The organism is Streptomyces sp. H51, from assembly GCF_035656535.1.
In the GTDB taxonomy this organism is placed as follows: Bacteria; Actinomycetota; Actinomycetes; order Streptomycetales; family Streptomycetaceae; genus Streptomyces.
Genome location: NZ_JAYMHD010000020.1, coordinates 19,541 through 37,282, shown reverse-complemented (window position 1 = coordinate 37,282; position 17,742 = coordinate 19,541). Strand labels below are relative to the sequence as shown.

At 74.7% G+C, this 17,742-nt stretch carries 14 protein-coding genes; 4 read left to right on the top strand and 10 right to left on the bottom strand.

The window, feature by feature from the left end; genetic code table 11:
• Nucleotides 1-23: 23 nt before the first annotated feature.
• From VKA29_RS04835 to VKA29_RS04805, 7 genes are all read right to left on the bottom strand, one after another.
• Nucleotides 24-1,466, bottom strand: coding sequence for a PP2C family serine/threonine-protein phosphatase (locus VKA29_RS04835; RefSeq protein ID WP_324783917.1), 1,443 nt, complete (start codon nt 1,464-1,466; stop codon nt 24-26).
• A 3-nt stretch (nt 1,467-1,469) separates the two neighbouring features.
• A complete protein-coding gene (locus VKA29_RS04830; RefSeq protein WP_324783916.1) occupies nt 1,470-4,040 on the bottom strand; it encodes a serine/threonine-protein kinase in 2,571 nt (856 codons plus the stop codon).
• A 22-nt stretch (nt 4,041-4,062) separates the two neighbouring features.
• A complete protein-coding gene (locus VKA29_RS04825; RefSeq protein ID WP_324783915.1) occupies nt 4,063-5,397 on the bottom strand; it encodes a hypothetical protein in 1,335 nt (444 codons plus the stop codon).
• A gap of 155 nt (nt 5,398-5,552) precedes the next feature.
• Nucleotides 5,553-6,596, bottom strand: coding sequence for a glutamate ABC transporter substrate-binding protein (locus tag VKA29_RS04820; protein WP_324783914.1), 1,044 nt, complete (start codon nt 6,594-6,596; stop codon nt 5,553-5,555).
• A gap of 32 nt (nt 6,597-6,628) precedes the next feature.
• Nucleotides 6,629-8,092: a hypothetical protein gene (locus VKA29_RS04815; RefSeq protein ID WP_324783913.1), complete on the bottom strand. Its 1,464-nt coding sequence runs from the start codon at nt 8,090-8,092 to the stop codon at nt 6,629-6,631.
• A 369-nt stretch (nt 8,093-8,461) separates the two neighbouring features.
• On the bottom strand, nt 8,462-9,409 hold the full coding sequence (locus VKA29_RS04810; protein WP_324783912.1) for an SDR family oxidoreductase: 948 nt from the start codon (nt 9,407-9,409) through the stop codon (nt 8,462-8,464).
• A gap of 540 nt (nt 9,410-9,949) precedes the next feature.
• Entirely contained in the window at nt 9,950-11,050 is a 1,101-nt protein-coding gene (locus VKA29_RS04805) for a mechanosensitive ion channel family protein (protein ID WP_324783911.1), read from the bottom strand.
• 320 nt (nt 11,051-11,370) lie between these two features.
• Here VKA29_RS04805 and VKA29_RS04800 point away from each other — a divergent pair, with 320 nt between their 5' ends.
• Entirely contained in the window at nt 11,371-11,907 is a 537-nt protein-coding gene (locus tag VKA29_RS04800) for an HNH endonuclease (protein ID WP_324783910.1), read from the top strand.
• A 76-nt stretch (nt 11,908-11,983) separates the two neighbouring features.
• On the opposite strand, the gene VKA29_RS04795 is transcribed toward VKA29_RS04800, so the two are convergent.
• From VKA29_RS04795 to VKA29_RS04785, 3 genes are read right to left on the bottom strand one after another with little or no spacing between them, the layout of a single operon-like run.
• Nucleotides 11,984-13,357 carry an ABC transporter permease gene (locus VKA29_RS04795; RefSeq protein WP_324783909.1) on the bottom strand — a complete coding sequence of 458 codons (1,374 nt, stop codon included), beginning with the start codon at nt 13,355-13,357 and terminating at the stop codon, nt 11,984-11,986.
• Nucleotides 13,354-14,046 (bottom strand): ABC transporter ATP-binding protein, encoded by a 693-nt coding sequence (locus tag VKA29_RS04790; RefSeq protein WP_324783908.1) that lies wholly within the window; start codon nt 14,044-14,046, stop codon nt 13,354-13,356. Before VKA29_RS04790 ends, VKA29_RS04795 begins: the two co-directional genes overlap by 4 nt.
• Nucleotides 14,043-14,576: a PadR family transcriptional regulator gene (locus VKA29_RS04785; protein WP_324783907.1), complete on the bottom strand. Its 534-nt coding sequence runs from the start codon at nt 14,574-14,576 to the stop codon at nt 14,043-14,045. The genes VKA29_RS04790 and VKA29_RS04785 overlap by 4 nt, the downstream gene beginning before the upstream one ends.
• Before the next feature lie 398 nt (nt 14,577-14,974).
• Here VKA29_RS04785 and VKA29_RS36910 point away from each other — a divergent pair, with 398 nt between their 5' ends.
• The 3 genes from VKA29_RS36910 to VKA29_RS04770 all read left to right on the top strand — a co-directional run bounded on the left by VKA29_RS36910 (nt 14,975) and on the right by VKA29_RS04770 (nt 17,584).
• Nucleotides 14,975-15,163, top strand: a complete 189-nt coding sequence (locus tag VKA29_RS36910) for a hypothetical protein (RefSeq protein ID WP_420718444.1) — start codon at nt 14,975-14,977, stop codon at nt 15,161-15,163.
• The gene (gene malQ, locus VKA29_RS04775; protein ID WP_324783906.1) at nt 15,164-17,239 is read left to right on the top strand and encodes a 4-alpha-glucanotransferase; all 2,076 of its coding nucleotides are present in this window, start codon (nt 15,164-15,166) and stop codon (nt 17,237-17,239) included.
• A 66-nt stretch (nt 17,240-17,305) separates the two neighbouring features.
• Entirely contained in the window at nt 17,306-17,584 is a 279-nt protein-coding gene (locus tag VKA29_RS04770) for a hypothetical protein (protein WP_324783905.1), read from the top strand.
• Nucleotides 17,585-17,742: the final 158 nt, after the last annotated feature.

Genomic DNA, 17,742 nt, shown 5'->3' with positions numbered 1-17,742 from the left:
GCCTCCCCGCCGTCGGATCGGCCTCAGGCCGATCCTGCCCCCTGGCGCACCGCGGGGAACGGCACGACGGCCACTGTTACGTTGTCGTGGCCCCCACCGTCCAGGGCATGGCCGACCAGCACCTGGGCGCAGTGCAGCGGGCGGACGGCGGCGTCGGGCGGCACGACCCGCGCCATCTCCTCGGCCGCCTCCGCGTAGTTCCACAGCCCGTCGGTGCACACCACCACCACTCCCGGGCGGTCCGGCTTGAAGGAGGCGGTGTGCGGCTCCAGTTCGTAGGCGTCCGCGCCGAGCCAGCCGGTGATCGCGTGGGCGCGCTCGTCGGCGTACGCCTCCGCCTCGTTCATCAGGCCCGCGGCGACCATCTGCGCCGCCCACGAGTCGTCCTCGGTGAGCCGGGCCGGCGGCGAGCTGCGGTCCACCGGAACCCAGTAGGCGCGGCTGTCTCCGACCCAGCCGACGACCAGCAGACCGGACGTGACGACCGCGCCGACCAGCGTGCAGGCGGGCGCGTTCTGGTGCGGGGAGTGCTCGCGGGCGGTGGCGGGCTCCGCGGCCAGCGAGTTGACGGCGCGTGAGGCGGCGACGATCGCGTCGTGCATGGCCTGCTGCGGGTGAGTGCCGCGCGGCAGGGCGCCGAGCAGTGCCTCGCTGCCCGCCCGGGAGGCGGCGAGGGAGGCGTCGTCGGGGCGGGTCGCCGAGGACACTCCGTCGCACACCACGGCCAGGGACGCGGGGGTGCCGTCGGGCAGCGTGGTGTGGCCGACGGCGAACGCGTCCTCGTTGCGGTGGTGGCGCAGGCCGCGGTCGCTGACCGCGGCGACCGGGCCGCACTCCTGCTCCATGTGGTCGCGCTCGCGCGGCTGCGCGTGCCCGCAGTTCTCGCAGTAGCCGTCGCTGTCGACGCGGCCCGCGCGGCAGGCCACGCACACCTTGGTCTCCTCGGCGGGCACCGCGAGGTCGGCCAGCCGCGGGTCCGGCGCCTGCAGCGGGTACTCGTCGGGCTCCGGCGGCCGGTCGAAGCGCACGCCGGTGGCCGACTCCGCGGGCGCCCCGGCGGGCGGCGGCACGGGTGCTCCGGCGGGCGGCGCCGCGGGTGCTCCGGCGGGCGGCGGCACGGGCGCCCCGGCGGGCGGTGGCACGGGCGTCCCCGCGGGCGGCGGCACGGGTGCTGCGGCGGGCGGCGCCTGCGGCGGCAGTGGGGCGCCGGAGCCGTCCGGAGGGGGCGTGACCGGCGCCGCGGGCGTGCCGGGCGACGCCGGGGTGGCGGGCCGGGCCGGGCCGCCGGCGCGATCGGCCGGCGGCGGTACCAGCCCGCTCAGTGTGATCGTCGGGTGATCGTCCGGCCGCGGAGGCACCGCGGACAGGTCGTATCCGCACGCACCGCAGAAGCGGTCACCCGACTCGAGCGGCTCCTCACAGCTCGGGCACTTCGACAGAGCGGCCTGCTGGGGCATCTGCGACATCAACTACACCCATGTCCGGGGGCGGTAACGGTTGGCACGTTCCACCAGGTCGATCCTCTCCTCGCCACCCCGCGCCAGCCGGGCCAGCGTGCGGTACGAACGCTCCAGGCCGAAGCGCAGTCCCCGCTCGTCCAGCTCGCTGCCGAGCAGGACGCGGCGGCCGTCCGGCGCGGAACCCTGGCCACCGGAGAGTACCCAGTCCAGCGCGCAACCGAGGACCTCCGCCGACAACTGCTCCCGGCGCGCCGGATCCAGACCGTACGCGTCCAGCGCCTCCACCTGGTCCGCGGCGGCCAGCAGGTCGTCCAGGAACGGGGCGTCCAGGGCGGTCCCCGTACGCCCGCGCAGCCGCGCCCGCACGGCGGCCACCCGCGCGGCCGTGTAGTGGATGGAGCTCTCCGGCACCGACTCCAGCGTCCGCACGGCGCCGCGCCGGTCGCCGCTCGCGAGCTGGACCCGGGCCAGGCCGAAGGCGGCGCTCACATGACTGGGGTCCGCCGACCACACCAGGCGGTAGTACTCGGCGGCGTTGTCCAGCTGGCCGAGCACCTCCGCGCACAGGCCGAGGGCCAGCTTGGGGGCGATCTCGCCGGGGAAGGCGTCGTAGACCGCGTCGAAGGCGAGCGCGGCGCCCTCCTGGTCGCCGGTGACCATTGAGGCCACGCCCCGGTACCAGACCACCCGCCAGTCGTCGGGCCGCTCCTCCTCCAGCGTCCCCAGGGACACCAGGGCCGCGTCGAAGTCGCCGTTCTCCAGCCACGCCCGGATCCGCCGCAGCCGCGTCTCGACCGACTGCGCCGGAGCCGCCGCGAGCGCCCCGAGCAGCTCGGCCGGCGCGGTGGTCATCAGACCCGCGAGGAAGCCGGCGTTGGGGTCCGCGGGGTCGACGCGGGGCACGGGCAGGGCCAGCGCCGCGGCGCGGGTGTCGACGGGCTTGACGAGACCGGCGCCGCCGCCCGCCGGGAGGGGCAGCGGGGACGGCCGCCGCTCTTCCGGCTGCTTCCCCCGCCCGGCCGCGCGCGCCCCCAGCCGGGACACCTCGCCGTCCAGCTTCGGGAACAACTCCGTGTCCGTGACTCTGACTTCGGGCCCGAACAGGGTCGACAGGGCGGGCCGGGCCCGGCCCGTCTGCAGCGACACCACCTCGCGCAGCACGCCCGTCAGCTGCTCGCCCATCTCCTGCGCGGAGGCGAACCGGCGGGCCGGGTCGGGGTCGGTGGCGCGGACCAGCAGCCGGTAGAACGACTCGTACCGGCGGAAGACCTCGATGTTGTCGGGGTCGGGCAGGGAGTCCACGAAGACGTTCGTGTAGCCCTGGAAGTCGAAGGTCAGCACGGCGAGCGTGCGCGCGACCGTGTACAGGTCGCTCGCCACCGACGGGCCGACCTCCGCGACCTCCGGCGCCTGGTAGCCCACCGTTCCGTAGATGGCCGACTCCTCGTCGTCCATGCGGCGCACCGCGCCCATGTCGATGAGCTTGAGCTGGTCCTCCGTCTGGATGGCGTTGTCGACCTTGAAGTCGCAGTACAGCAGGTTGCGGCTGTGCAGGTGGCCGAGCGCCTCCAGGGCCTCGATGCCGTACGCGCACGCCTGCTCCACCGGCAGCGGATCCCGTCTGCCGTCCGTGGTGCGGCGCTCGTTGGCGATCTCCTTCAGCGACTTGCCGCCGACGTACTCCATGACGATGTAGCCGTCGAGTGAGCCGGTGCGCTGGTCGAGGTGCTCCACGAAGTTGTAGATCCGCACGATGTTGGCGTGCTCGATCTCGGCGAGGAAGCGCCGCTCGGAGATCGCCGCCGCCATCGCGTCCTGGTCGCCGGTGTCCAGCAGGCCCTTGAGCACCACCCACCGGTCGGACACCGCGCGGTCCACGGCGAGGTAGATCCAGCCGAGGCCGCCGTGCGCGAGGCAGCCCACCACCTCGTACTGGCCGCGCACGACGTCGCCGCCCCTCAGCTTCGGCACGAACGAGTACGGCTGCCCGCACTTGGTGCAGAAGCCCTCGGTACGGCCCGGCCGGTCGCCGCGCGCCCGGCCCACCGGCGCCCCGCAGTCGGAGCGCGAGCAGAACCGCTTGCGCTCGGGCACCTCGGGGTTGTCCAGCACCATCACCCGCGGGTCGGGCCGGGGCACGTCCGGCACCCGCACCAGTCCGGCGCCCAGCCGGTTCCGCCCGCTGCTGCCGGTGGCGGAGCCGGAGCTGCGCACCGACACCGAACGGCTCGTGGAGCGGCCCGACAGCGAGCGCGACAGCCGCCCCGACACCGAGCGGCGGGACTTCGACGACTGCGACGACGTACGGGAGCTGCCGCGGCTGCCGGAGCGCGCGCTGCCGCTGCCCGACGAGCCCTTGCCGCCGCCGGCGACCCCGGTCGGCGGCGAGCCCACCGAGCCTCCTCCGGAGGAGGCACCCCCGGTGGAGGCACCCCCGGTGGAGGCACCCCCGGTGGAGGCACCCCCGGTGGAGACGACCGGCGCAAGGCCGCAGGTGTCGCAGTACAGTTCGCCGCCGCCCACGTCCTCGTACGTCCCGCCGCAGCCGGGCCGTTGGCAGGTCCGCTGTTCCTGACTCATGACGCCCTACCCCCCTCGTCGCTCATGCTCCGGGCCCCCTGCGGTCCTCGGGGGCGCCCTGCTCCGGCACCCGCTGGCCGCTGCCCAGCGCCTCCGCGACCGCCTGCTGGTAGCGCAGCACGGCCTGTGCGGCCACGCGCAGGTCGCAGGGCGCGCTCCACAGCATGCGCCGCGCCGCGTCGTACCGCTCGACGAGCAACGGATCCTCCGCCAGGCCGTGCCGGGCGGCCTTCGCCTTGTACGCGTCGAGGCGGCCGCGCAGCTCCGCGCGGACCGCGAGCGGCGCGGTGACCGCGGTGAGCGACTCGCGGGCGCGCAGCAGTTCGTCCTCGGCCTTCCGCTCCAGGGACTCCAGCAGCGGCGAGAGCCGGTGCCACTGGGCGTGCCTGCGGTACTCGGCGGCCGTCGCCAGTTGCTCCTGCAGCACGGTCGGCGGACCGCTGACCACCGGTACCTCCGTCGCGGCGATCTTGGCGAGGACCTCGCCGCGCGCGGCGCGCGCCTCGGCGAGCGTGCGGTCGGCGCGGCTGAGCAGGTCCCGCAGTTTCACCAGTCGCGCCTCCGCGTCCTGCCGGACGGTGAGCACGGCGTCGATCTCGCGGCGCACGTCCTCCAGGGCGCGCGCCTCACGGTCGTACACCGTGGTGTCCGGCCGGCCGCCGCCCGGCGCCGAACTGCCCTGCGCCGGGATCCAGTGGGCGAGCGGGTCGGACACCACCTGCTCGCGCAGGGTGGTCAGGGTGCGCGTGATGCGCTCCAGGTCGTCGCCCGCCGGGTGCTCGCCGGGACGCACGCCGACGGAGTGCGCGAGCTGCCGGGTGCGCCGGAGCTCCGCGGCCAGGAGGTCTATGCGGGCGGGCAGCGCCGACCACACCGCGTCGGCGGCCACGACCATGTCCAGGCTCGTCGCGTACAGCTCGTTCATCCGGTCCACCAGCGCGCTCAGCGAGAACCGTTCGCTGAGCCTGCTCGCGCCGCCGGTCAGCGTCGGCGCGTTCGCGGTGGCCAGGGCGGACCCGGCGACCGTGACGGACTCGCCGCGCAGCAGTTCCGTCAGCTCCACCAGGTCCTCGCGGCTGGACCAGCGGCGGCGGGCGCGGATCTCGCGGGCGGTGCGCAGCGCGCCGGTGTAGGCGTCGAAGCAGGCCCACAGCAGCGTGATCGACGCCTCCGTGGCCTGCCAGCGTTCCTTGGTGACGCCGGTGAGCTCGGCGCCTTCGAGGAGTCTGCGGCCCGCGTGGTCCTGCAGGGCGAGCAGCGAGGTCTCGATCGCCTCGTGCTCCGCGCCGAGCCGCGCCAGCGCACGGTCCACCTCGTCCCGGTCCATCACCGGCCCGGCGGGGTCCGTGACGCCCATCGATCACCTCTCGCTGCTGTCGTGTCCGGTCGTTCGTTCGGTGTCTGCCCGCGTGCGTGTCTGCCTACGTGTCCGTGGTGCCGTGTGTTCGTGTGCTGTTCGTGTGCCGGTCCGGCCGTCTGTGCGTCCGGCTGTCCGTCCGGCCGTCCGTCCGGTCACTTGTAGTGGGCGGCCGGAGGGGTCGCGGACATCGACTTCCTGTCCCCCTGGTCCATCGTGGGGTGCAGCCACTTGTCGTACGACGCCCGCCAGCCCGCGGGGTCCTTGACGTAGTTCTGCAGCGTCCGGTTGACCTGGCGTACCAGATCCTCCGAGCCCTTCTTCATCGCCACGCCGTAGTACTCGTTGGTGAACAGACCGCCCTTGAGCTCGACCGTCGGGTCCTGCGCGGCCTGGCTGGCGGCGAGGGCGCCGTCCGTCACCACCGCGTCGACCTCGCCGAGCTGGAGCTTCACCAGGCAGTCGAGCTGGTTGGGGACGACGGTCGTGATGTCGGTGGAGGCGGGGAGGGCGCCGCTGTCGTGGTCCGCCCGCAGCCGGTCGAGCGCCGTGGAGGTCGCCGCCGAGCAGACCTTCTTGCCGGCGAGGCTCCTGTCGTAGCCGGTGACGGTCGAGGCCTTGGGCGCGAGGACCTGCTGGCCGGTCCTGAAGTAGGGCGCGGAGAAGGCGACATCGTCGAGGCGATCGCAGTTGATCGTCATGGTGCGCACCACCATGTCGACCTCGCCGTTCTGGACGGCCTCGATACGGCGGCTGGTGGGGATGGCCTTGAACGTGACCGCGTCCTCGTCGCCGAGTATGTCCTTGGCGATCCGGTGGACGAGGTCGATGTCGAAGCCCTCCAGCTCGCCCTTCTCGTTGTTGGGGTCGAGGTAGCCCCAGCGGTAGCTGTTCTGGTCGACGCCGACCACGAGGCGCCCCCGGGTCCTGATGGCGTCGACGTGGATGGTGGAGCCGCCGCCGTCGGACGGGGACAGGCTCTGGTCCTGCGGGTCCTCGCACTTCTCGGCCCTGGCCTGGCGGCCCCGGGCGAGGCCCTGGCCCGCGCCCTCGGCGCCGTCGTCCGCGTCCTCCGACTGGGTCAGGGGCAGCAGCAGCGCGAAGAGCACGGCGAGGGCGCACAGGGCCGCCATCGCACCCACTCCGCCCCAGCCCCGCAGACCGGACCGCAGACGCCGCGCCACACGTGCCGCGCTCATTCTCCCGCCCCCTTCCCTCCGCATGCTGCCCCTCACCGGTACTCCGAAAGCCGGCGGCCGATGCCGGTCACCGCGCCGGCCGCGCCGAGGACGGCCAGGACCGCGGCCCCGACCGGAAGCCCGGTCAGCGCGTCCCGGCCGTCGCCCGCGGCCTGCCTGAACTCGGCCTGCTCGTGCCTGAGCGCCGTCTTCAGGGCGCCGTCGACGCTGTCGAAGCAGACGCTCGTGGGGTCCTTGCCGACGCCGATGACCTTGTCGCGGGCCTGCTGGTACTCACCCTTGTCGCTGAGGCCCTGGGCGACGCCGTGCCGGTCCTTCCACGCCTTCATGTAGCTGCCCGCGTCGGCCACCGGCTTGCGGCCCGCCGAGTCGTCGGCGAGGCCGGCGGCCGCGGTGAGCGCCGCGCCGAGCTTGCCGATCTGGTCGTCGTAGCCCCAGGCGTAGGCGTCCGCGGTCCTGCCGCCGCCGAGGTCCTTGGTGTCCGCGCCGCGGCGGATCAGCGCGAGGTTCTCGTCGCTGCGGGCGGTCAGGGAGGCGATGCGGGCGTCGTGCAGGACGTCCAGGGAGCGTACGCCGTGGTCGTAGGAGTCGTTCAGGCCGGAGCGGGCGACGACGTGGCCGACGACCAGCCAGAGCAGGACCACCGCGGAGGCGGCCGAGGCGGTGACCAGACCGTGGTTCAGCACCCGGTTCGTGCGCCGGTAGTTGCGGTGCTGGGCCCAGGCCAGCGCCCCCAGGGCGACGACGCCGAGGCCGATCGCCGCCCACGGGAACTCCTTGGCGTCCGCGTAGTCGGAACGCAGCCGCTGGTTCTCGCGCTGGTACAGGCGCTCGGCCTTCGGCAGCATCTCCTGCTGCATCTGTTCGTTCGCCGCGCGCAGGTAGGCCCCGCCCACCGGGTAGCCCTGCCGGTTGTTGGCACGGGCCGTCTCGACCAGGCCCTTGTACTCGGGCAGCAGTTCGCTGAGCCGCTCGATGGTCCTCGCCGACTCGGAACCCGGGTCGGAGCTGGCCGCGGCGGTGACCAGCTTCGCCGCGGCGGTGCGGATGTCGTCCTCGTAGCGCTTCCGCATCTCGGGCTTCTCCTGACGGCCGGCCAGGTAGCCGCTGGCCGCCGCCGTGTTGGCGTCGGCGAGGGAGCGGTAGATGTCGGCCGCGTCGGAGCTGAGGGGCTGGCTGCTGGTGAGCACGTCGTCGGCGGCCGCCGCGCGATCGGTCATCTGCCAGGCGGTGACCGATCCGAACGCGACGACGAGCAGGGCGAGGACGGCGCCGATGATGCGCAGCCGGCCCGGCTCCGTCATCGCGGCGGCGCGCAGCCGGTCGGCGCCTTCGGCGAACGCGGTACGGCGCGGCTGCGGGGACGCTCCCGCGGGGGTGGGGACCGTGGGCCGCAGCGGCGGCGCCGGGGGCGCCGGGGGCGCGGGAACGGCGGCCGTCGGCCCGGGTGGCGCGGTGCTGCTCTCCGGCGGTTGTGTCACGTTGACCTCCCCCATGGTCATCCTTCGCCGCCAGTATCGCCGCCGTCACCGGCATCCGTACCGGCCTGCGCCGGATCTTGATCGGATCGCAGCGCGGCCGGATCGCGGCGCGGTCGGCGGACCACCGGCGCACGGGGCGGTTCCCCGCACCACCCCTGCCCATGAATACGCCGACGGAATCTGATCGGTTCCCGCCTCGATCCCCGTATGCGCGCCCGTGCGCGCCCTGGGGAGACGAGGACGCCTCCCGCGGGGAAGCGAGGGAGGCGTGCGGGAGGCGTGCGGGAGGCGTGCGGGAGGACGCGACCGGTGGCGAGCCTGGTGGGGCCCCCGGGCCACGCGGTGGTTGCGGTTGCCCGGGGCGGCCGGTCGGACGCCGGGTCGTCAGGTCCCGGGTCCCCGCAGTCGGCCGGCGGCCGGCAGGCGCCCCCAGACGCCGGGCCGGTCCAGCCCGAGCACCCGCAGCCGGAAGCGGTCGAGCAGGGGGTTGGGCAGGGTGCGTGCCAGCAGGGTGAGCAGCGCGGCGTGCGCGCCCACGGAGCGGCGGGTGGCCGGGCGGGGCGCGGTCAGCGCGCGGTGCACGGCCGCCGCGACCACGTCCGGCGGCGACCCGGCGCGTTCGTGGGCGACGGCCTTGGCGGCCATGGCGCGGAAGGCGTCCGCGTACAGCCGGCGGCCGTCGGGGCCCATCCGGTCGACGACGGCGTCGGTCTCGGCCTCGAACTTGTCGACCGACGGCGTGTCGATGGATCCCGGGTCGATGAGCACGACGGGGATGCCGGAGGCGCGCAGTTCCAGACGGAGGGCGTCGTTGAGCGACCGTACGGCGTGCTTGGAGGCGCACAGCGGACCGCCGAACGGCATGGTGATCCAGCCGCCCGCGGACCCGATGGTGACGATGCGGCCGCGGCCGGCGCGGATCAGCGGCAGGAGTGCCTGGGTGACGGCGACCAGGCCGAAGACGTTCACCTCGAACTGCCGTCGCAGTTCGCTCAGCGGGAGGGACTCGACCGGGCCCGCGACGCCGATCCCGGCGTTGTTGACCAGCCCCGCCAGGCCCTCAGGGCCCAGGGTGGCGGCGAGTTCGGCCGCGGCGGACCGGACCTGGTCCTGGTCGCACACGTCCAGCCGCAGCGGGGTGATACGGCCGCCCGGCCCGGCGGCGGCCAGGTCCTTGCCGTCGGACTCGCGCCGTACCCCCGCGAACACGCGGAACCCCGCGTCCGCGAGGCGCAGCACGCTCGCGCGGCCGATGCCGGTCGACGCCCCGGTCACCACGACCGCGCCGGGCGGCGCGGTCCCGCGGCGTGCGTTCGCACCTGATGGCTGCATGAGGTTCCTCCCAGGACGGCGCCGACCCGAATTCATCGGGACGTGAAAATGCTCGGCCCGGGCCGGCGGGAAGTCAACAGCGGTAGGCCGGGGGTGGCCTGTTCCGCACCGGTCGCACGCCCCGCCCCCGACGCGCGCCGGCCCCGGCGCCAGTGGCGGAGCCGGGGCCGGGAGCGACGCGTCGGACGGGCGGACGGAGGCGCCGCGCAGGCACCACGGTTCACTCGAACGGGTGAACCGCGCGGCTGCGAGGGCCGTGCGGCGGGGTGTGCCGCGAGGTCGGGAGGGGCCGTGCGGCGGGGTGTGCCGCGAGGTCGGGAGGGGCCGTGCGGCGGGGTGTGCCGCGAGGCTGCGAGGGGTCATGCGGCGGGGTGTGCCGCGAGGCCGGGAGGGGTCATGCGGCGGGGTGCGCAGCGAGGCTGCGAGGGGCCATGCGGAGGGGAGCGCTGCGAGCCGGTGAAGGATCACTCCAGCGGGTGAACCGTGAAGCCGGAAAGGTTCACTCGAACGAATGTGCCGAACCCTCCCCCTGCTTCTCCCCTACTTCCCGGGCGGAGTCGACCGCTGCTGACCGATCGGCGTGGCCGCCACCGCCTGCGGGGAGTCCGGGTTGGCGAACACCGACGGCGCCGCGACCGCCGCCGTCGGGTCGGGGGCCTCCTCCTCCGCCGGGGCCGTCGCACCGCCCACGATGCGGATGTCGGCGGCGTCGAAGGCCCGCTTGACGCGCCAGCGCAGCTCGCGCTCGACGGTGAGGGCCTTGCCGGGCATGGTCTTGGCCGTCAGGCGGATCACCATGGAGTCCAGCAGCACGCTGTCCAGGCCGAGCACCTCCACCGGGCCCCACAGCAGCTCGTTCCAGGGCTCCTCCGCGCTCATCTTCTGGGCGACCTCGTCCAGCGTGGCCTTGAGCCGGTCCAGGTCCTCGTCCGACTTGACGGTCACGTCGACGCCGGCCGTCGCCCAGCCCTGGGAGAGGTTGCCGATGCGCTTGACCTCGCCGTTGCGGACGTACCAGATCTCGCCGCCCGCGCCGCGCAGCTTGGTCACGCGCAGGCCGACCTCGATCACCTCGCCGACGGCCACGCCCGCGTCGATCGAGTCTCCGACGCCGTACTGGTCCTCCAGGATCATGAAGACGCCGGAGAGGAAGTCGGTGACCAGGTTGCGGGCGCCGAAACCGATGGCCACACCGGCGACGCCGGCCGAGGCCAGCAGCGGCGCCAGGTTGATCTGGAACGTGGCCAGGATCATCAGCGCCGCGGTGCCCAGGATCAGGAAGCTCGCCACCGAGCGCAGCACCGAACCGATGGCCTGGGAGCGCTGGCGGCGCCGCTCGGCGTTGACCAGCAGCCCGCCGAGCGCGGTGCCGTCCACCGACTCCACGGTCCGGGTCATGCGGTCGATCAGCTTGGTGAGCGCCCGCCGCACCACGATCCTCAGCACCGTGGCGATGATCAGGATCAGCAGGACCCTGAGGCCGATGGCCAGCCATGTCGACCAGTTCTGCTCGACCCAGCTGGCGGCGTTCGTCGCGCTCTCCTGGGCGTCCTGGAGCGAGGGGACCGTCACCGTCGGCGACTCCGAGGGGGCCGGGGACGGCGAGGGACTGGCGGCCAGTAGGACGGCGGGCAGGGACACGGCAGGTACCTCCAGGTGCAGCGGCCTGCCCCCCGGTACGGCGGTCAAGGTCACGGGAAGGTCACCGGACGGGCAGGTTCACCACACTATCGGGGCATCGTGTGTGGTTCGTGTCCGTCTTCCGGGGGAGAGACGGCCCTCACCCGGGGATGAACAGGAGGGATGAACCGCCCACGGCCGCGGAGAGGGTGAGGATGTGGTCGAAAACACTCCCAGCCCGTTACCGGGAGATGGTGGCGCGTTCACCAGGCAAGAGGGGACACTGACTAGCAGATCGTCCCGGCGCGAGCCACGCGCCGCCGACGCCCAAGGAGGCATCCGTGCCGCATGTCCTGGTCCTCAACGCGTCGTACGAGCCGCTCGGCGTCGTACCGCTCCGCCGCGCGCTCGTCCTCGTCCTCGAGAACAAGGCCGTATGCCTCGAGGAGTCCGGCGCCTTCATGCACAGCGCGACCGTCACGGTCCCCGCACCGAGCGTGGTCCGGCTCAAGCGATTCGTCCGGATTCCCTACCGTGGGCCCGTGCCTCTGACCCGCAGGGCGCTGTTCGCGCGCGACGGGGGCCGGTGCATGTACTGCGGTGGCGTCGCAACCAGCGTCGACCACGTCATCCCACGCAGCCGCGGGGGCAAGCACGTCTGGGACAACGTGGTGGCCTCCTGCCGCCGCTGCAACCACGTGAAGGCCGACCGGCACCTGTTCGAGATCGGCTGGCGGCTGCGCCACAAACCCGCTCCTCCCACCGGTCTGGCCTGGCGCATCATCGGCACCGGCCACAGGGACCCGCGCTGGTTGCCCTACTTGCAGCCGTACGGCGCGGACGACGCCTTGGCCCGGATCGACGGCATTTCCGCCTGACGGTCCGGGCCTTCGCGTACGCCCGCACGAACGGGCGGCCGGCCCCGGGAGCCCCCTGCACTCCCGGGGCCGGACGTCATGCGTAGCGCAGTTCGGCGGGCCGGACGGCGCGGCGCAGCATGGGCAGCGAGGTGGCGGCGGCGAACAGGCACGAGGCGTACACCGCGAGCGGGACCAGCAGCGCGCCGTACGGCACGTCCGGCGCGCCGTGCCGCGCGCCGACCGAGGCGTACCAGACTCCGATCGCCATGCCGCCCGCGCCCGCCACCGCCACCGCGGGTGCCAGCGGCAGCGCGGTCTCCAGCAGCAGTGCCCGGGCCAGCACCGGGTGCGGCACCCCGGCGGCGGTCTGCGCGGCCAGCCCCCGGCGCCGGGTGGCCACGGACTCGGCGGTGCCGACGGCGAGCGCGGACAGGACGATCGCCAGGGCGACGGCGACCGCGGCGGCCGTCAGATCGATGCCGTCGGTGTAGTAGGACATGCCCGTGCTCAGCTCGCCCCGGCGGGCCGAAGCCCGCAGATTCGTGAGCAGCACCTGCCGTACCCCGACGAAGCCCGTGCCCACGACCGTCACCAGCAGCACCGCCGCGTGCGTACGCGCCGCCGACCACGGATCGTCGCGCAGCCGCTCCGCCGCGATCAGCAGGGCGGGGCGCCGCGCGCGGGCGGCGAGCAGCCCGCCCAGTCCGCGGGAGGACCAGCCCGCCAGCCACACGGCCGAGGCGCCGGCCAGCAGGCACAGGGAGAGGACCGCGAGCGGGGCGACGGCGAGAGGGGAGACGGCGGACCGGAAGGCCGTCCCGGCGAACGGGGCCACCGCGACGCACACCGCCGGCACCGCCAGCAGCGCGGTCGCCACCCGGAGCGCCCGCCCCGGCCCCGTGTCCGGCCGCACCCGCCGCAGCCGGCCCAGCGGCGAGGCCACCGCCCGGCGCAGCGCCAGCGCGCTCACCGCCGCGCCCAGCACCGGCACCAGCACCGCCACCAGGGCCGTCCCGGCCCACGCCAGGGGATCGGGGCGGTGCCACAGCCGCAGCAGCGACAGCACGCAGAACACCGTGGCCACCGCCGAGCCGGCCAGGCAGGCCAGCCCGGACTCCAGCGCCGCGATCCGCCGCGTCCGGGCGGGTGCGGCCCCGGCCAGCCGCAGCGCGGCCAGCCGTCGGTCACGGTGCACCGCACCGACCCGCGCGCACTGGCCGAGGAACCCGAACACGGGGACGAGCAGCAGCAACAGCGCGGTGACCACCCCGTCCCGGGTCCCCGGCCGGTCGAGCAGCCCGCCGCCGACCCCCAGGCGGTACTGCCCCTCCATCGGGACCAGCACCGCGACCACCAGTCCGATGCCCGTCGCCCACACCGCCCCGATCGCGGTCAGCGTGAACCGCCACCACTCCCGCCGGTCCGAGCCCCGGGTGAGCAGCAACGCGAGCCGCAGGTCGGTCCTCATACGGTCACCCCCGCCGCCACGACGCCGTCGTCCAGCCGGACCTCGCGGTCGGCGTACGCCGCCACCTGCGCGTCGTGGGTGACCAGCAGCACAGCGGTGCCCGCCTCGCGGGCCGTCTGCGTCAGGGCCGTCATCACCTGCTCGGTCGCCAGGGAGTCCAGCGCCCCCGTCGGCTCGTCCGCGAAGACCACTCTCGGGCCGGTGACCAGGGCGCGCGCCAGCGCGGTCCGCTGGGCCTGGCCGCCGCTCATCTCGCCCGGCCGCAGCGCCTGCCGCCCCGCTGCGCCGAACCGCTCCAGCCACTCGCCGGCCCGCTCCTGCGCCCGCGCCCGCGGCATCCCGCCCAGCATCAGCGGCAGCGCCACGTTGTCCAGCGCCGTCAGCTCGGGAATGAGCTGCCCGAACTGGAAGACCACGCCGAAGTCGCCGCGGCGCAGCTCGCTCAGCCGCTTCTCGGGCAGCGTGTCGAGCCGCTCCCCGGCGTAGGTCACCGAGCCGGCGTCCGGGCGGACGATGCCGGCCATGCAGTGCAGCAGCGTGGACTTCCCGCTGCCGCTGGGGCCGGTCACGGCGAGGAACTCGCCGGCGCGCAGGTCGACGGAGGCGCCGCGCAGGGCCCGCGTCGCGCCGTGTGCCTTGGTGAGATCACGGGCCGCCAGGAGCGGCACCGCGCTGTCCCCGTTGTTCATGTTGCGTCGACCTCCGCGGTCAGGACGGTGAGCCGGGCCGCCGTGGTGGTCATCCAGCGGAGGTCGGCGTCGAGGTGGTTGAGGGCGTAGTCCGCCGAGAGCACGGTCGCCAGGTCGGCGCCTCCGGCGGTCTTGACCGCCGTCAGCTCCCGCATCCGTTCCATGTGCGCGGCCCGCTGGGCGCGCAGATAGGCGTCCGGGTCACCGCCGGACAGGATGGACACGACGACCTTGGCGAAGATCTCGTTCGTCACGAAGGGCGCGGGCGGTGCGATCTCGCCGGCCCACCGGGTCAGTTCGCGCGTGCCCTCGGCGGTCGTGCGGTAGCGGGTGCGCTCCGGGCCGCCGTCGGAGTCGGTGCCCTCGATCTCCGCGAGGCCGTCGCGGACCAGGCGCTGCAAGGTCGTGTAGACCTGCCCGTAGGCCAGCGGACGGGCCTGCGGGAAGCGTTCGTCGTGCCGTCGCTTGAGGTCGTAGCCGTGGCTCGGACCGGAGGCGAGCAGCCCCAACAGGATGTGACGGGTGCTCATGGCGATCATTATGCACTCGATACATGTACTGAGTGAATAGTGCGGCGCATCCCGCCCGGCGCGGCCGGGACAAACCGGGTGAGAATGGTGGAAAAGGCGCGTTGTTGTGTCGCGTACGTCTGTCGCCGCGCCCACGGGGTAGGGCTGCGATGACCCGCGCCGCACTCGACAAGGAGGCCCCCGTGGCCGTTTCCTCGGCACATCTGCTGCTCTCGGCCCTGTCCAAACCCGAGGAACCCCCGGGCCTGCCCTCCCAACCCGGGGAGCCTTCGGCCCGGTGGTCCGGGCCCGGGGAGCCTTCGGCCCGGTCCGGACCCGAGGCGTCCGGCCCCGGGGTGGGCGGTGGCGGCCCCGGGGTGGGCGGTGGCGACTCCGTGGTGGGTCGTGGCGACTTCGGGGTGGGTCGTGGCGACTCCGGGGCGGGCGCGGGTGTCCTCGGCGGGGAGGACGCCCGCGCCGGGATCCCGCTGACCAGCGAACCGCCCCTGCCCGACGCCGAGCCCCTGACCAGCGAGCCGCCGCTCGCCGACGCCGCCCCTCTGACCAGCGAGTCCGCGGTCGTCGAACCGCTCGTCACGAGGCCGTAGATGACCGCGCAGCAGCCGGCCGAGGCGCCCTCCGAGGAACTGTCCCGACTCGCCGAACTGCACGGCGTCGCCCCCTCCTACAACCCCTCCCCGGACCGTACGGTCATGGCCTCCGCCACCGCCCTCACGCTGACCCTGGCCGCCCTCGGCATCGACGCGAGCACGCCCGACGCCGCCCGCGCCGCGCTCGCCGCCCGTGAACGGGAACTGGCCGAGCGGCTGCTGCCGCCGACCGTGGTGCAGTGGAGCGGCGGCACCTGCGCCGCGCTCGACGCCCTCCCGGCCGGAACCCGGCTGCGCGTCGTCACCGAGGACGGCGAGACCCGCGCCGCCGCCGACGGACTTCGGCCCGGCCTGCACCGGCTGACCGCCACCGCGCCCGACGGCCGCACCGCCGAGGCCCACCTGGTCGTCGCCCCGGACCGGCTGCCCACGCCCGGCGGACGGTCGTACGGCCTGCTCGTCCAGCTCTACTCCCTGCTGTCCCAGCGCTCCTGGGGCATGGGCGACCTCGGCGACCTCGGCGAGCTGACCGCCTGGGCCGGCCGTACGCTCGGCGCCGGATTCGTGCAGGTCAACCCGCTGCACGCGGCCGTGCCCGGCACCCCTACCGACCCCTCCCCCTACCGGCCGTCCTCCCGCCGCTTCCCCGACCCCGTGCACCTGCGCGTCGAGGACGTCCCCGAGTACGCCTACGTCACCGACCGCGCACGGGCGCAGACGCTGCTCGAACGCGCCGCCCGGCTGCGCGGATCCGTCCTGCACAAGGACGCCCTGATCGACCGGGACGCCGTGTGGGAGCTGAAACGGGAGGCGCTGGAACTGGTCTGCGGGGTGCCCCTCGGCCCCGGGCGGCGCGCCGCGTACGCCGACTTCCTCGCCGACGAGGGCGAGGCCCTGGAGGACCACGCCACCTGGTGCGCCCTCGCCGAGGTGCACGGTCCGGACTGGCGCCGCTGGCCCGCCGGCCTGCGCGACCCCCGCTCCGCCGAGACGGCCCGCGCCCGCGCCGAGCTGATGGACCGCGTCGACTTCCACTGCCGGCTCGCCTGGCTCACCGATGCCCAGCTCGCCGCCGCGCAGCGCACCGCCCGCGACGCCGGGATGCGGGTCGGGATCGTGCACGACCTGGCGGTCGGAGTGCACCCGCAGGGCGCCGACGCCTGGGCGCAGCAGGAGTACTTCGCGGCCGGGATGTCGGTGGGCGCCCCACCGGACGCCTTCAACGCGCGCGGCCAGGACTGGGGCCTGCCGCCCTGGCGCCCGGACCGGCTCGCCGAGTCCGGCTACGCCCCCTTCCGGCGCCTGCTGCGGGCCCTGTTGCGCTACACCGGCGCCCTGCGCATCGACCACGTCATGGGCCTGTTCCGCCTGTGGTGGGTCCCCGAGGGACACCCGCCCACGGAGGGCGCCTACGTCCGCTACGACACCGAGGCCATGCTCGCCGTCCTGGTGCTGGAGGCGGCGCGCGCCGGGACGGTCGTCATCGGCGAGGACCTGGGCACCGTGGAGCCCGGCGTCCGGGAGGCGCTGCGCGAGCGCGGGGTGCTCGGCACGTCGGTGCTGTGGTTCGAACGGGACTGGGAGGGCGACGGCCGCCCGCTTCCCCTCGACCGCTGGCGCGCCGACTGCCTGGCCACCGCCACCACCCACGACCTGCCGTCCACCGCCGCCCGTCTGACCGGCGAGCACGTCGAGCTGCGCCACCGCCTCGGTCTGCTCACCCGTCCCCTGGAGGAGGAACGGGCGGAGGCGGCGTCCGACACCCGCGAGTGGCTGGAACTGCTGACCGACCTCGGCCTGCTGCACGGGCCGAGCGGCCACGCCGTCTCGGAGGAGGAGGCCGAGATCCAGGCCGTCCACCGGTTCCTGCGGCGCACCCCGTCGCGGCTGGTCGGCATCTGGCTGCCGGACACCGTCGGCGACCGCCGCCCGCAGAACCTGCCGGGCACCTGGGACCAGTACCCGAACTGGCGCCTGCCCGTCGCCGACGCGGAGGGGCGTCCGGTGACGCTGGAGGAACTGGCGGCCTCCCCGCGGCTGCACGCGCTCATCGACGTGGTGCGGGAGGGATGACGCGAGGGAGGGGCGATGGGTACCCCCGGGCGAGTGGTCCGCGAGCGGGTTCGATACTTTGGGCCCGTGGACAAGAAGAACGCCCTGCGCGCCGGCGCCCTGGCCGCCGGTACGACGCTGATGATGCTGCTCATGTCGTCCCCTGCGCTCGCGCTGACCCGCGACGACGGCGACGATCCCGGCAATGGCCTGAGCGTCGTCGAGACGCTGGGCCTCTACGTCCTGGCCCCGGTCGTGCTGTTCCTGGTCATCGCGGGCCTGGTGATGGCCCTCGACAAGTCCCGCAAGAAGCAGGACACCACCGGCTCCGACATCAGGACCAGGGCCGGCGCCGAGAGCGCCTGACGCGGGGCCCTTCACCGGGTCCTTCCCGCTCCCGCCGCACGCCGTACGCCGCCGAGGGCGCCGAGTCCGCCGTACCGAGACACCGGTACGGCGGGGTCGGCGCCCTCGGCGCGTTTCGCGACGCCCGGTCACTGACGCCCGGCCGCTGATGCCCGGCC

What these genes read in the sequence shown, in the direction of transcription:
- VKA29_RS04835 (WP_324783917.1), bottom strand. Translation starts at nt 1,466, where the DNA reads ATGTCGCAGATGCCCCAGCAGGCCGCTCTGTCGAAGTGCCCGAGCTGT.
- VKA29_RS04830 (WP_324783916.1), bottom strand. Translation starts at nt 4,040, where the DNA reads ATGAGTCAGGAACAGCGGACCTGCCAACGGCCCGGCTGCGGCGGGACG.
- VKA29_RS04825 (WP_324783915.1), bottom strand. Translation starts at nt 5,397, where the DNA reads ATGGGCGTCACGGACCCCGCCGGGCCGGTGATGGACCGGGACGAGGTG.
- VKA29_RS04820 (WP_324783914.1), bottom strand. Translation starts at nt 6,596, where the DNA reads ATGAGCGCGGCACGTGTGGCGCGGCGTCTGCGGTCCGGTCTGCGGGGC.
- VKA29_RS04815 (WP_324783913.1), bottom strand. Translation starts at nt 8,092, where the DNA reads ATGGGGGAGGTCAACGTGACACAACCGCCGGAGAGCAGCACCGCGCCA.
- VKA29_RS04810 (WP_324783912.1), bottom strand. Translation starts at nt 9,409, where the DNA reads ATGCAGCCATCAGGTGCGAACGCACGCCGCGGGACCGCGCCGCCCGGC.
- VKA29_RS04795 (WP_324783909.1), bottom strand. Translation starts at nt 13,357, where the DNA reads ATGAGGACCGACCTGCGGCTCGCGTTGCTGCTCACCCGGGGCTCGGAC.
- VKA29_RS04790 (WP_324783908.1), bottom strand. Translation starts at nt 14,046, where the DNA reads ATGAACAACGGGGACAGCGCGGTGCCGCTCCTGGCGGCCCGTGATCTC.
- VKA29_RS04785 (WP_324783907.1), bottom strand. Translation starts at nt 14,576, where the DNA reads ATGAGCACCCGTCACATCCTGTTGGGGCTGCTCGCCTCCGGTCCGAGC.
- malQ (WP_324783906.1), top strand. Translation starts at nt 15,164, where the DNA reads ATGACCGCGCAGCAGCCGGCCGAGGCGCCCTCCGAGGAACTGTCCCGA.